10 protein-coding genes and 1 tRNA gene are annotated in these 13467 nt (G+C 74.8%); 5 read left to right on the top strand and 6 right to left on the bottom strand.

What is annotated here, in order from left to right; translation table 11 throughout:
- Positions 1 to 220: 220 nt before the first annotated feature.
- The 3 genes from DZF91_RS04000 to DZF91_RS03990 form a co-directional block, all read right to left on the bottom strand.
- Positions 221 to 1219 (bottom strand): GlxA family transcriptional regulator, encoded by a 999-nt coding sequence (locus DZF91_RS04000; RefSeq protein ID WP_117356145.1) that lies wholly within the window; start codon positions 1217 to 1219, stop codon positions 221 to 223.
- 127 nt (positions 1220 to 1346) lie between these two features.
- Positions 1347 to 1442 (bottom strand) — tRNA-Sec (locus DZF91_RS03995).
- A 230-nt stretch (positions 1443 to 1672) separates the two neighbouring features.
- Positions 1673 to 3469, bottom strand: a complete 1797-nt coding sequence (locus DZF91_RS03990) for an AMP-dependent synthetase/ligase (RefSeq protein WP_117356144.1) — start codon at positions 3467 to 3469, stop codon at positions 1673 to 1675.
- A gap of 326 nt (positions 3470 to 3795) precedes the next feature.
- On the opposite strand from DZF91_RS03990, the gene DZF91_RS03985 reads away from it, so the two are divergent.
- Both DZF91_RS03985 and DZF91_RS03980 read left to right on the top strand, forming a co-directional pair.
- Positions 3796 to 5298: a peptide MFS transporter gene (locus tag DZF91_RS03985; RefSeq protein ID WP_117356143.1), complete on the top strand. Its 1503-nt coding sequence runs from the start codon at positions 3796 to 3798 to the stop codon at positions 5296 to 5298.
- 123 nt (positions 5299 to 5421) lie between these two features.
- Entirely contained in the window at positions 5422 to 5691 is a 270-nt protein-coding gene (locus DZF91_RS03980) for a GlsB/YeaQ/YmgE family stress response membrane protein (RefSeq protein WP_117356142.1), read from the top strand.
- Between the two features lie 133 nt (positions 5692 to 5824).
- Here DZF91_RS03980 and DZF91_RS03975 read toward each other — a convergent pair whose 3' ends face one another.
- From DZF91_RS03975 to DZF91_RS03965, 3 genes are all read right to left on the bottom strand, one after another.
- Positions 5825 to 7732, bottom strand: a complete 1908-nt coding sequence (locus DZF91_RS03975; protein ID WP_117356141.1) for a propionyl-CoA synthetase — start codon at positions 7730 to 7732, stop codon at positions 5825 to 5827.
- A gap of 377 nt (positions 7733 to 8109) precedes the next feature.
- On the bottom strand, positions 8110 to 9591 hold the full coding sequence (locus DZF91_RS03970; protein WP_117356140.1) for an MFS transporter: 1482 nt from the start codon (positions 9589 to 9591) through the stop codon (positions 8110 to 8112).
- A 103-nt stretch (positions 9592 to 9694) separates the two neighbouring features.
- Complete coding sequence (locus DZF91_RS03965) at positions 9695 to 9913, bottom strand: hypothetical protein (RefSeq protein WP_147340982.1); 219 nt, start codon at positions 9911 to 9913, stop codon at positions 9695 to 9697.
- A gap of 22 nt (positions 9914 to 9935) precedes the next feature.
- On the opposite strand from DZF91_RS03965, the gene DZF91_RS03960 reads away from it, so the two are divergent.
- The 3 genes from DZF91_RS03960 to selB form a co-directional block, all read left to right on the top strand.
- Positions 9936 to 10544 carry a MarR family winged helix-turn-helix transcriptional regulator gene (locus DZF91_RS03960; RefSeq protein ID WP_117356138.1) on the top strand — a complete coding sequence of 203 codons (609 nt, stop codon included), beginning with the start codon at positions 9936 to 9938 and terminating at the stop codon, positions 10542 to 10544.
- A gap of 81 nt (positions 10545 to 10625) precedes the next feature.
- Positions 10626 to 12083, top strand: a complete 1458-nt coding sequence (gene selA, locus DZF91_RS03955; protein ID WP_235834068.1) for an L-seryl-tRNA(Sec) selenium transferase — start codon at positions 10626 to 10628, stop codon at positions 12081 to 12083.
- A partial coding sequence (gene selB / locus DZF91_RS03950) for a selenocysteine-specific translation elongation factor (protein WP_117356136.1) occupies positions 12083 to 13467 on the top strand: 1385 nt, incomplete at its 3' end. The genes selA and selB, both read left to right, overlap by 1 nt.

The raw sequence follows: 13467 nt of genomic DNA, 5'->3' as shown, positions 1-13467 counted from the left end.
CGCGGGTGCGGCCTCGCGGGGCGCCGCGGCGGCCCCGGGTCCCGGCGGTACGGCCGCGCGTCCCGGCGGTACGGCCGCGGGTCCCGTCGCCGCTGGTGGCACGGGCAGGATGAGGGAGCCCCCGGACGTCACATGTTCTCCCGTGTACTCGGCGTCGCACACAGTCTGGTCCGTCCGGCGGTCCCGGCGCCCCGCTCAACAGGCCAGGAAACCCCTGCGGTCAGACATGCGCGGGCCGCCCGCGCCCGTCGCCGGTCGAGCGGAACCGCTGCTGGTACTTCTTCGGGGAGATCCCCAGCCGGGCCACGAAGGCGCGGCGCATGGCCTCGGCGCTGCCGTACCCGGCCATCTCGGCGGTCTCGGTGACCGTGTGCCCGGCGTCCAGGTGCTCGGTGGCCCGCTCGAAGCGCATCTCGGCGATGAACTCGGTCGGCGACCGCTCCAGCTCGAGGCGGAACAGCCGGGTCAGGTGCCGGGGGCTGACCCGCGCGTGCGCGGCGAGCCCGGCGACCGTGTACGGCCGCGCGGGGTCGGCCCGGATCAGGTCGGCGACGTCGCGGACCAGCGGGCTGCGCGGCACCGGTCCGCGCAGCGACGCCGAGAACTGCGACTGGCCGCCCGCCCGCTGCATGTACACCAGGACGGCCTGCGCGACCCGCCGGGCGACGTCGGCCCCGTGGTCCTCCTCGACCAGGGCCAGCGCGAGGTCGATGCCCGCCGCCACCCCCGCGGAGCTGTAGGTGCGGCCGTCCCGGACGAAGATCGAGTCCGGTTCGACGGTGACCGCCGGGTACCGCCGGGCGAGGTCCTCGGTGAACTTCCAGTGGGTGGTCGCCCGCCTGCCGTCGAGCAGGCCCAGCTCGGCCAGGACGAACGCGCCGCTGCAGACGGAGGCCAGCCTGCGGGTGCGGCGGGCCAGGCGGGCGGTGGCCTCCTTCACCGCCGGGGTGACGAACGCGCCGGGCGGCAGCTCGCTGCCGGGGATCACGACGGTGTCGAAGTCGCCGGCGTCGGCCGCCGCGCCCGCGACCCCGACGCGCGCGCCGATCGAGGTCATCGCGTCGCGCCCGTCCGCCGACAGCAGGACGATCTCGTAGCCGTCCGCGAGCGACTGGTTGGCCTCGACGAACACCTCCGCGGGCCCGGCGAAGTCGAGCATCTTGACCCCGTCGAAGACGAGGAGGGCGACCCTGCGCCGGGCAGGGGAGAGGCGGGTCATGAGCAGAGGTTACGGATCGGACATTGCGCTATCAACCTGGGCAAATGTGGATCCGGTCCGCGAGGCCCGGCCGCGGGGACGCCGCCCGCACCCGCTCGACCGGGGCCCCGGCCGGGGCGGGGGCCGGTGGCGGAGGCGGACGGGGATCGAACCCGCCGTCCCGAGATGCTCGGGACCACCTGCTTTGAAGGCAGGGGAGGCCACCAGGCGCTCGTCCGCCTCCGGACGGGAGCCTAGGGCCTGTCTTGAAGTGGCCTCAACCACGCGCGAACGCGTTACCTGCAAGTGGCCTCAACCACGCGCGAACGCGTTACCTGCACGGTGGAGCGAAGCCGGAGGCGAGCGGAGCCGGGCAGATCGCGAAGCGATGCCGCGTTCGCCCAGGCACGGTCACGTAGCGAGCCGCCAGGCGAGCGCAGTGGGCCGGGACTTTGAAAACACAGCCTAGCGGGATCAGGGGGCGTAGAGGGAGGCGAGCGCGTCGGCGTACTTGGCGTGCACGACACGGCGGCGGAGCTTGAGGGTGGGGGTGAGCTCCTCGGACTCGGCGGTCCACTCGGCGGGCAGCAGGCGCCACCGCTTGACCTGCTGGACGCGGGCCAGCCGGGCGTTCGCGTCGGCCACGGCCGCGGCCACCTCCTCCAGCACCAGCGGGTGCTCGGCGAGCGCGGCGGTGCCGGTGGCGTCGATCCCGTGCGCGGCGGCCCAGACGGGCGCCACCTCGCCGTCCAGCGTGATCAGCGCCACCAGGTACGGGCGGCCGTCGCCGAAGGCGAGCGCCTGCCCGACCAGCGGATGCTCCTTGAGGTGGTTCTCGACCAGGGACGGCGCGACGTTCTCCCCGCCGGCCGTGATGATGATCTCCTTCTTGCGGTCCACGATCCGCAGGAAGCCGTCCCCGTCCAGGACGCCGATGTCGCCGGTGCGCAGGTAGCCGTCCGGGGTGAACGCCTCGGCGGTCGCGTCGGGGCGGCCCAGGTAGCCGGGGGTGACGGACGCGGCGCGCACGAGGATCTCGCCGTCGCCGTCCAGCCGGAGGTCCACGTCCGGGAAGGGGCGCCCGACGGTGCCGAGCTTGAAGCAGTCGTCGAGGTTGGCGGTGATCGCGCCCGTCGTCTCGGTCATCCCGTACGCGTCGAAGATCTTCATGCCGAGCCCGGCGAAGAACCGCGCCACCTCCGCCGGCAGCGGCGCGGCGGCCGACGACGCCTGGCGGACGCGGTCCAGCCCGAGCATCGCCCGCATGGGCGCCAGGACGGCCGCGTCGGCGCGGGCGAAGGCCGCCTCGGTGTCGGCCGTGGGGCGGTTGCCGTACTCCTGCGCCGTCACGTGCGCGCGTCCGGCCTCCAGCGCCGCCTCGACCGCGCGCCGCCGGCCCTCGTCCCGCTCGCCCGCCAGCACCGCCTGGACGCCCGCCATGATCTTCTCCCAGACGCGCGGGACGCCGAAGAAGCTGTGCGGCCGGACCTCGCGCAGGACGGCCGTCAGCTGCGCCGGGTCCGGGCAGAAGTGGACGTGCGCGGCGCGCCGGATCGGCAGGTAGTAGCTGAGCACCCGGTCGGCGATGTGCGCGAACGGCAGGTAGGAGATGGACGCGTTGTGCGGCGGGACGACCGAGACGGCGTCCACCATCGCGGTCTCGGCCTCGACCATCGCGTGCGTGATCAGCACGCCCTTGGGGCGGCCGGTGGTGCCCGAGGTGTAGAGCAGCGTGAGGGTGTCGGACGGCAGGACCGCGCGCCACCGGGCCTCGACGCCGGCGGGGTCGGCGGCGAGCCGGGCGCGGCCCAGCTCGACGAACGCGTCCCAGGTCAGGAACCGGTCGCCGGCGGGGCAGGCGGCGGCGTCCACGACGATCACGCGCCGCAGCTCCGGCAGCCGGTCCAGGACGGGCAGCCAGCGCTCCAGCTGCTCGCGTCCGTCCAGCACGGCGTAGCGGGCGCCGCAGTCGGCGGCGATGAAGGCGATCTGCTCGGCGGCGAGGGTGGCGTAGACCGTGGTGGGGACGCCGCCCGCGTGCACCGCGCCGAGGTCGGCCAGGACGTGCTCGGAGCGGTTGGGCATCATCAGCGCGACCACCTCGCCGGGGGCCAGGCCGAGCTCGGCGAACCCGGCGGCGGCCTCCAGCGCGGCCGTCCCGACCTGCGCCCAGGTGCGGGTCCGCCACGTGCCGTCCACCCGGTCGGAGTAGGCCGGCAGGTCGCCGTGCCGCTCGGCGGTCTCGGCCAGCGCCGTGCAGATGGTGGTCATCGCGCCCTCCGCTAGGTCGGTCGTCGCCACGGCGGCGCGGGCCGCGCGGCCAGGGAACGACGTCAGTAAGTGCTTGCCGACAGCATCGCACCACGCGCCCCGCGCCGCGGGCAAGATCCATCCCCGGACGCAGCGCGCGGGGGCCACCGACTCCCGGCGCCGCCGTGCGACGACCCTCACCGGACGACCGGATACGGCACCTGAATCACCGGAGTACTCTTTTGTCCGGTCTTTCATTCCGCGATCACACGGGTACGTTCCGCGAGGAGCGCCGGTGGGGACCGGTCGTGCCGATCGCGGCGACTGTGGGGGGAAACCGAATCCGCATGGCGACATCGACGTCGGACCGTGGGCCCGGGGGGCGCACGTTCTTCGGCCACCCGTGGGGGCTGGCCACGCTGTTCTTCACCGAGATGTGGGAGCGGTTCAGCTTCTACGGACTGCGCGCGATCCTCGTCCTGTTCCTGATCGCGCCGCCGTCCGAGTCCGGCCTCGGCATGGCCGAGGGGACGGCGAAGGCCCTGCTCGGGGTCTACATGGCGATGGTCTACTTCGTCGCGCTGCCCGGCGGCTGGGTCGCCGACCGGATCCTCGGCGCCCGCAAGGCCGTCCTGGTCGGCGGTGTCGTGATCATGCTCGGGCACATCTCGATGGCGATCCCCGGCGGCGCCGGCTTCGTCTACCTCGGCCTGCTGCTCATCATCCTCGGCACCGGCCTGCTCAAGCCCAACATCTCCACGATGGTCGGCAAGCTCTATGTGGGCGAGGACAGCGCGCGCCGCGACTCGGCGTTCTCGCTGTTCTACATGGGCATCAACATCGGCTCGCTCGCCCCGTTCCTGGTCGGCTACCTGGGCCAGAACATCAACTGGCACCTCGGCTTCGGCTGCGCCGCGGTCGGCATGGCGCTCGGCATCGTCCAGTACGTGCTCGGCAGCCGGCACCTGCGGGGCGTCGGCGACCGGCCCGGCCACCGGCTCAACCCGCAGGAGCGCTCCCGCTTCCTGCGCATCACCGCCGTGGTCCTGGCGGTCGTGGCCGTCCTGGTGGTGGCCGCCGCCGTCACCGGCACCCTCACCGTGGACGCGGTGACCGTCGCGCTGACGATCCTCGCGATCGTCGTCCCGGTCGTGTACTTCGGCTACATGTTCCGCAGCCACGAGGTCACCGCCGAGGAGCGGGTGAAGCTGCGCGCCTACGTGTGGCTGTTCCTCGCCGCCGCCCTGTTCTGGATGATCTTCGACCAGGCGGCCGGCCCGCTGAACATCTTCGCCAACGACAACGTCGACCTGAACGTGTTCGGCTGGCAGATGCCCGCGTCCTGGACGCAGAACATCAACCCGATCCTGGTGATCTCCTTCTCGGCGTTCTTCGCCTGGCTGTGGCTGCGCCTGGGCAGCCGGGCCTCCACCGGGATGAAGTTCGGGTTCGCGCTGGTCATGAGCGGCCTGTCGTTCGTCGTCATGTCCATCGCCTCGCACGCCACGCACGGCGGCACCGTCAAGGTCTCGCTGCTGTGGCTGGTCGCGGTGTACCTGCTGCAGACCCTCGGCGAGCTGTGCCTGTCCCCGGTCGGCCTGTCGGTCACCACCCGCCTCGCCCCGACCGCCTTCGCCAGCCAGATGATGGGCGTGTGGTTCCTCGCCACCGCCGCCGGCGACGCCGTCGGCGGCCAGGTCGCGCGGCTCCAGGCCCCCTGGGGCGACGTGAAGTACTTCCTGGTGCTCGGCGTGTTCTCGGTCCTGGCGGGCGTCCTGCTGTTCCTGTTCGTCCGGTCGCTGCGGCGGCTGATGGGCGAGGAGCGGGAGCCGGCCGTCACCCGCCACTGACGTGCCGTCCCCTCCGGTCCGTCACCAGATGATCGCGGGTCGTGTCATTGATCCTTCCGCGGGGTATCTGACCTGCGAAGGTTCCGTGACGGAGCGGGGCCCGGACTGACCGGGGGAGCGGACATGACCATCGGTGGCATCATCACCGCCATCATCTTCGGAGCGATCATCGGCGGGCTGGGCCGGCTCATCGTGCCGGGGAAGCAGCACATGTCGATCTGGCTGACCATCGTCGTCGGTATCGTCGCCGCCTTCCTCGGCACCGGCGTCGCGCACCTGTTCGGCCTGAAGACCCACGGCTGGAACTTCTGGGAGACGGTGTTCCAGATCGTCTTCGCCGTGGTCGGCGTCTACCTCGTGGCGACCTTCTGGCCCAGGAAGACGGCCCGCTAGCCGACCCGCCCCCGCCCGGCGGTCTCGACCGCCTGGCGGCGAGACCTCGCTCTGCGGACGGCTCGACCTCGCTAGGCGGACGGGGCGACCCCGCCCGGCGGCGAGACCTCGCGGGGCGGGCGGGGCGACCTCGCTAGGCGGGCGGCGCGTCCGCGTCCGCGCCGGGGTCGAGCAGGACGGGCCGCAGGCTCTCCAGCACGGCCGGGTCCTCGATCGTCGACGGCACCGGGACGTCCCGGCCGTCGGCGATCCCGCGCATCGCGGCCCGCAGGATCTTCCCGGAGCGCGTCTTCGGCAGCGCCGGAACCACCGCCACCTGCCGCAGCGCCGCCACCGGCCCGACCTGCTCGCGGACCATCGCCACCAGCTCCGCGCACACCGCCTCCGGCGCCCGGTCCGCGCCGCTCTTCAGCACCACCAGCCCGCGCGGCACCTGGCCCTTCACCGGGTCCCGGACGCCGATGACCGCGCACTCGGCCACCGCCGGGTGCGCCGCCATGACCTCCTCCATCACGCCCGTCGAGAGCCGGTGCCCGGCCACGTTGACCACGTCGTCGGTCCGGCCCATCACCCAGACGTAGCCGTCCTCGTCCATCCGGCCGCCGTCGCCGCTGAGGTAGTGGCCGGGGAACCGGGTCAGGTACGACTCCACGAACCGGGCGTCGTCCTGCCACAGCGTCGGCAGCGTCCCCGGCGGCAGCGGCAGCCGCACGACGATGTCGCCCTCCTCGTCCGGCGCGGCGGGCGAGCCGTCCGGCCGCAGCACCCGCACGTCGTAGCCGGGCACCGGCACCGACGGCGACCCCGGCTTGACCGGCAGCGGCTCCAGCCCGCGCGGGTTGCACACCATCGGCCAGCCCGTCTCGGTCTGCCACCAGTGGTCCACGACCGGGCGGTCCAGCATCCGCGCCGCCCAGTGGTAGGTGTCGGGGTCCAGCCGCTCGCCCGCCAGGAACAGGGTGTCCAGCGCGCCGAGGTCGTACCGGGCCAGCAGCCGCCCGTCCGGGTCCTCCTTCTTGATCGCGCGGATCGCCGTCGGCGCGGTGAACAGCACCTTCACCCGGTGCTGGGCCGCGACCCGCCAGAACGCCCCCGCGTCCGGCGTCCCGACGGGCTTGCCCTCGTACAGCACGGTGGTGCAGCCGGTGAGCAGCGGCGCGTACACGATGTAGGAGTGCCCGACGACCCACCCGACGTCGGACGCCGCCCAGAACACGTCGCCCGGCCCGACCCCGAACAGGTTCTCCATCGACCAGCGCAGCGCGACCGCGTGCCCGCCGTTGTCCCGGACGACGCCCTTCGGCCGCCCCGTCGTCCCCGACGTGTACAGGATGTACAGCGGATCGGTGGCGGCCACCGGCACGCATCCCACCGGCTCGGCCGCCGCGACCGCCTCGTCCCAGTCCACGTCGCGCGGGCGGACCAGGTCGGCGTGCAGCTGCGGACGCTGCCGGACCACGCACCGCTCGACCTTGTGCGCCGCCAGCTCCAGCGCCTCGTCCAGCAGCGGCTTGTACGCCACCAGCCGGGACCCCTCGATCCCGCACGACGCCGACACGACCGCCTTGGGACGGGCGTGGTCGATCCGCGCGGCCAGCTCCCGCGCGGCGAACCCGCCGAACACCACCGAGTGGACCGCGCCGATCCGCGCGCACGCCAGCATCGCGACGACGGCCTCGGGGATCATCGGCAGGTAGACGACCACGCGGTCGCCGCGGTCCACGCCCTGCGCGCGCAGCACCCCGGCGAACCGCGCGACCAGGTCGGTCAGCTCGCGGTAGGTGAAGGTCCGGACGGTCCCGGTCACCGGGGAGTCGTAGACCAGCGCCGGCTGGTCGCCGCGCCCCTCCTCCACGTGCCGGTCCAGCGCGTTGTCGCAGGTGTTCAGCTCGCCGCCGGTGAACCAGCGGTAGAACGGCGGGGCCCCGTCGTCCAGGACCCGGTCGGGCGGCACCAGCCAGCGGATGTCGCGCGCGGCCAGCCCCCAGAAGCGGGTGGGGTCGGAGATGCTGCGTTCGAATGCCGCGGCGTAGGCACCCATGTCGTCCTCGTCCTCCGGTCGGCTCCCCGGCCCCTGGCGGCGTGGGGGCGCACCCCTATAAGGGACGGCTCGGACGCCTCCCGTCAAGAGCCCCGGACCGTCCCGCCAGGGTGACCGGTCGCCCGTGCCGCCGTTCCGGACGCCGTCCGCCGGTTCCGGACGGCCGGTCCGCCGTTCCGGACACGGCTCGACCGGCTCCGTGCCCGCCCGGGGCCCCGGGCGGGGGGAACCGGTCGGTCAGCGCCAGGGAAGCGGCCGGTCAGCCTCGGTGAGCGTCGGGAGCGTCCGTGGGCGGCCGGGAAGCGCGAGGGCCTCCCCGCGACGCGCGCCCGGAGGCGGGTTCGTCGCGGGGAGGCCCTGCAAGGCGTCCGGGAACGTCAGCCGTTCGCCTCGACGACCACCGAGGGGGCCGTCTCCTCGACGTGCTGGTGGTGCGCGCCGTGCCGCAGCCCGTGGAAGAGCGCCACCAGCGCGGCCAGCCCGGCGCCCGCCGCCACGATCCAGAAGCACAGCACGTACGCGTCCAGCGTCGGGACCGGCGTGTGCGGGATGACGCGGCTGGTCAGGATCGACGCGGTCACCGCGCCCGCGATGCTGCCGCCCGCGGTCCGCACCAGCGAGTTGATGCCGGACGCGATGCCGCTCTGGCTCATCGGGACGTGCTGGACGGCCAGCGTCCCGAGCGCCGCGTACGCCACGCCGAACCCGACGCCCTGGATCGCGCTGAACGCCAGCACGTCGTACACGTGCCCGTTGGACAGCGCCAGCCACACGTAGCTGAGGCCCGCGAACACCGACCCGATCGCCAGCGTGAACGCCGGGCCGAGCCGCGCGGCGATCCGTCCGGCCAGCGCCGAGAACACCAGCATCGTGACCGTGCTCGGCAGCATGTACAGGCCGACGTCCAGCACCGACCCGCCCAGCCCGTAGCCGATCTTGTCCTTGGGCGCCTGGACGAAGTTGGAGATCAGCGTGAACGCGGCGAACATCGAGAAGCCCAGCAGGATCGACGCCAGGTTCGCGGTCAGCGACTTCGGCCCGACCAGCAGGCCCAGCCGCACCAGCGGCTCGCGGACGCGCAGCTCCACGACCGCCCACACCGCGCACAGCACCGCGGCGGCGGCGAACAGCCCGAGCACCCGCCCGGACGTCCAGCCCCACGCGTTGCCCTCGCTGATGCCGAGCAGCAGGCAGACCAGGAAGCCCGCCAGCAGCGCCGCCCCGGCCAGGTCCGGCCGTCCGCCGTGCCGGGCGCCGACGTCCTTCGCGCTGACCGCGACCAGCACCATGCCGGCGGCGGCGAGGCCCGCCGCGATCCAGAACACCGGACGGTAGCTCTGGGTGTGGTCCGCGATCAGGCCAGTGACGATCATGCCGGCCGTGCCGCCGACGCCCATGGTCGCGCTGACCAGGCCGATCGCCGTGGTGACCTTCTCCCGGGGGAAGGTGTCGCGGATCATGCCGATGGCGAGCGGGATCATCGCCGAGGACACGCCCTGCAGCGCCCGCCCCGTGACCAGCACGCCGAGCGAGGACGACAGCGCGCAGACCACCGAGCCGGCGGTGAGCAGACCCATCGCCAGCAGGATCATCGTCTTCTTGCCGTACATGTCGCCGAACCGCGACAGCAGCGGCGTGGCCACCGCCCCGGCCAGCAGGGACGCGGTGAACACCCAGGTCACCGTGGTGACCGAGGCGTGGAAGTGCTGCATCAGCCGGGGCAGCAGCGGGATCACGAGGGTCTGCTGCACCGACACCACCATCCCGGCGATGGCGAGCGCGAACAGCACGAGCCCGGTGTGGGCGGCGGGAGCGGTACGCCCGGAGGTCCCGGGCGGCGCCGCGGTGGCGCGGGTCATGGAGGTCGTCGGCCTTCCGTGCTGTGGGGGAGCGTCGGGGGGACGCGCCAGGGGACCGGACGATTATACTTACGTAAGTTAAGTAATTAGGTTGTAAGGTGAGTCACATGACGTCCCCGCAGCGCAACGCTCCGCCGACGCCCGGCGCCACGCCGCCGCCGGTGCCCGAGGCGGCCACGGCCCCGCGCACGGCCTCCGGCACGGCTTCCGAGACGGCCTCCGGCACGGCTTCCGAGACGGCCTCCGGCACGGCTTCCGAGACGGCCTCCGGCACGGCTTCCGAGACGGCCTCCGGCACGGCTTCCGAGACGGCCTCCGGCACGACCCCGGAGTCGGACGAGATCATGGAGATCGAACGGGCGCTCACCCGCGTCGCGCACCTGCTCACCCGGGTCCGCCGGCACGACAGCGTCGTCGCCGCGTCCGGCGTGGCGGTCGACCGCGCCGCCGTCCCGCTGCTCCGCCTGCTCGCCGACAACGACGGCCCGATGCGGCCCAGCGAGATCGCCGCCCGGCTCGTCGTCGAGGCCCCGCACGTCACCCGGCAGGTCCAGCGGCTCGAACGCGCCGGCTACGTCGACCGCGTCCCCGACCCCGACGACCGCCGCGCCCAGCGCGTCCGGCTCAGCGACGCCGGCCGGGACGCCGTGGACTGCATCCGCGCCGTCGGCCGCGCCTGGATGAACGACGCCCTCACCGGCTGGTCGCCCGGCGAGCTCCGCGACCTCGCCCGGCTCGTCCACCGGATGGTCGACGACTTCGCCGCGCACTCCGACGCCACCGGCTCCCGCTGCGCCGCCCCCGCCCCCGCCCCCGCCGCCGAACCGCTGGCTCGCACCGCCGAACCGTCCGCCGCCGCCACGACCGAACCCGCGCCCGAGCCGGTGGCCACGCCCGCGCCGGTGGCCGGATCAACGCCCGAGCCGGTGGCCGAACCCGCCCAGACCCGCTGAGAATCCCATCCTTGGGATTCGTCTCACAGTCCGGGCGCGGCTGACTTCCTAGACCGCCGCGCCCTCCCTAGGGTGATGCCGGTGGACCCCCGGCCCCGCACCCCCGCCTTGAACACCGGCGCCCCCGCCGGCGCCGACCCCCGGCGAGCCGTCCCGCGCACCGACGCGGTCCTCGCCGACCCCGCCCTCCGCGACGCCCTCGGACGCCTCGGCCCGCGCCTCGTCAAGGCCGCCGTCGCCGCCGCCCAGCAGCGCGTCCGCGCCGGTGAACTCCCCGCTCCCGACCTGGTCGCCGCCGTCCTCGCGGGCCTGCCCGACCACGCCACCACCCTGCGGCCCGTCCACAACGCCACCGGCGTCCTGCTGCACACCAACCTCGGCCGCGCGCCCCTGTCACCCGCCGCCCGCGACGCCCTCACCGCCGCCGCCGGATCCGCCGACGTCGAGTACGACCTCGCCACCGGACGCCGCGGCCCGCGCGGCGCGGGCGCCCTCGCCGCCCTGCGCGACGCCTGCCCGCCCGGCACCGGCGTCCAGATCGTGAACAACAACGCCGCCGCGCTCACCCTCGCCGCCACCGCCCTCGCCGCCGACCGCGAGATCATCGTCAGCCGCGGCGAACTCGTCGAGATCGGCGACGGCTTCCGCCTCCCCGACCTGCTCACCGCCACCGGCGCCCGGATCCGCGAGGTCGGCACCACCAACCGCACCACCACCGCCGACTACGCGGACGCCGTCGGACCCGCCACCGGATTCGTCCTGAAGGTCCACCCCTCCAACTTCACGATCGAGGGTTTCACCTATGCCCCGCCGGTCAACGAACTGGCCGCCCTCGGCGTCCCCCTGATCGTGGACATCGGCTCGGGCCTGCTCGCCCCGCACCCCGCCCTCCCCGGCGAACCCGACGCCCGCACGGTCCTGGCCGACGGCGCGCACCTGGTCACCGCGTCCGCCGACAAGCTCCTGGGCGGCCCCCAGGCCGGGCTGCTCCTCGGCGACCCCGGCCTCCTCGCCCGGCTGCGCCGCCACCCCCTCTACCGCGCGCTGCGCGTCGACAAGCTGACCCTCGCCGCCCTCGAGGCCACCCTGCGCGGACCCGTCCCGCCCGTCCGCACGATGCTCGACGCCGACCCCCGCGACCTGCGGCGCCGCGCCGAGACCCTGGCCGCCGCGCTCCCCGTCCCGGACGTCCGCGTCACCGCCACGACCGCCGTCGTCGGCGGAGGCGGCGCCCCCGGCGTCCGCCTCCCCAGCTTCGCCGTGTCCCTGCCCGCCGCCGCCGAACCCGTCCTGCGCGCCGCCGGGATCATCGGCCGCCTCGACCACGACCGCCTCCTCCTCGACCTGCGCTCCATCCACCCCGCCGACGACGAAACCCTCCGAAAGACCGTGACGACCGCCCTCACCCCCGCCGACCCCACAGAGCCCACCGACCAGACCGAGCCCGCCGGGCGTGCCGAGCGCGGCGATCCCGCGGCGCCCGGCCTGCCGGAGGCCGGCGCGGACGCCGTGACGGACGCCGCGACGGAAGGCCGCTGATGCAGGTCGTCGCCACCGCCGGGCACGTCGACCACGGCAAGTCCACTCTCGTCCGCGCCCTCACCGGCATGGAGCCCGACCGCCTCGCCGAGGAGCGCCGCCGCGGTCTCACCCTCGACCTCGGCTTCGCCTGGACCGACCTGCCCTCCGGCGAACGCCTCGCCTTCGTCGACGTCCCCGGCCACGAGCGCTTCGTCACCACCATGCTCGCCGGCGTCGGGCCCGTCCCCGCCGTCCTGCTCGCCGTCGCCGCCGACGAGGGCTGGATGCCGCAGACCGAGGAGCACCTCGCCGCCCTCGACGCGCTCGGCGTCCGGCACGGCGTCCTCGCCGTCACCCGCGCCGACCTCGCCGACCCCCGGCTCGCCCTCCGGCAGGCGCGCACCCGCCTGGAGGGCACCGGCCTCGCCGGGGCCGAGGCCGTCGCCGTCAGCGCCACCACCGGCGAGGGCCTGCCCGAACTCACCGCCGCCCTCGACCGGCTCGCCGCGCGGCTGCCCGTCCCCGACCCCGAGGCCCCCGTCCGGCTCTGGATCGACCGCGCCTTCACCGTCCCAGGCAGCGGCACCGTCGTCACCGGCACCCTCCCCGCCGGGACGATCCGCACCGACGACGAGCTGCTCCTCATGCCCGCCGGACGGCGCGTCCGCGTCCGCGCCGTCGAGACCACCAGGCGACGCGTCGACCACGCCGCCGGCGTCGCCCGCGTCGCCCTCAACCTGCGCGGCGTCGCCCGCGAGGACGTCGCGCGCGGCATGGCCCTGGTCAGCCCCGCGGGCTGGACCGCCGCCACCACCGTCGACGTCCGCACCCGCTTCGGCGAGGCCTCCGGACGCCTCGCCCGCCAGATGACCCTGCACATCGGCGCCGCCGCCGTCCCCGTCCGGCTCCGCCCCCTCGGCCCCGACACCGCCCGCCTCACCCTCAACCACCGCCTCGCCCTGCACGTCGGCGACACCGCCCTGCTCCGCGACCCCGGCCGCCGCGCCGTCGCCGGGATCAGCGTCCTGGACGTCCGCCCGCCCACCCTCGTCCGCCGCGGCGCCGGAGCCGAACGCGCCCGCGAACTCGCCTCCTGGCCCGACCGCCCCGACGGCGCCCACGTCCTGCGCCGCCACGGCGTCCTGCGCCGCGAGGAGCTCACCGTCATGGGCTGCCAGCCGCCCCCCGGCGCCGTCGCCCTCGACGGCGACTGGCTCGCCGACCCCGCCCACTGGGAGGCCCTGCACCGGCGCCTCGCCGACGAGGTCGCCCGGCACGCCGCCGACCGTCCCCTCGCCCCCGGACTGCCCGTCGAGACCGCCCGGCTGCGCCTCGCGCTGCCGGCCCGCCGCCTCGTCACCGCCCTCGTCCGGCCGCCGCTCAGGCTGGACGCCGGACGCGT

Origin of the sequence: Actinomadura logoneensis, assembly GCF_003428695.1 — a bacterium.
In the GTDB taxonomy this organism is placed as follows: domain Bacteria; phylum Actinomycetota; class Actinomycetes; order Streptosporangiales; family Streptosporangiaceae; genus Spirillospora; species Spirillospora logoneensis.
The sequence above is the reverse complement of the archived record's forward strand: the minus strand, read 5'-3'. Positions and strand labels throughout refer to the sequence as shown.

What these genes read in the sequence shown, in the direction of transcription:
- DZF91_RS04000 (WP_117356145.1), bottom strand. Translation starts at nt 1,219, where the DNA reads ATGACCCGCCTCTCCCCTGCCCGGCGCAGGGTCGCCCTCCTCGTCTTC.
- DZF91_RS03990 (WP_117356144.1), bottom strand. Translation starts at nt 3,469, where the DNA reads ATGACCACCATCTGCACGGCGCTGGCCGAGACCGCCGAGCGGCACGGC.
- DZF91_RS03985 (WP_117356143.1), top strand. Translation starts at nt 3,796, where the DNA reads ATGGCGACATCGACGTCGGACCGTGGGCCCGGGGGGCGCACGTTCTTC.
- DZF91_RS03980 (WP_117356142.1), top strand. Translation starts at nt 5,422, where the DNA reads ATGACCATCGGTGGCATCATCACCGCCATCATCTTCGGAGCGATCATC.
- DZF91_RS03975 (WP_117356141.1), bottom strand. Translation starts at nt 7,732, where the DNA reads ATGGGTGCCTACGCCGCGGCATTCGAACGCAGCATCTCCGACCCCACC.
- DZF91_RS03970 (WP_117356140.1), bottom strand. Translation starts at nt 9,591, where the DNA reads ATGACCCGCGCCACCGCGGCGCCGCCCGGGACCTCCGGGCGTACCGCT.
- DZF91_RS03960 (WP_117356138.1), top strand. Translation starts at nt 9,936, where the DNA reads ATGGAGATCGAACGGGCGCTCACCCGCGTCGCGCACCTGCTCACCCGG.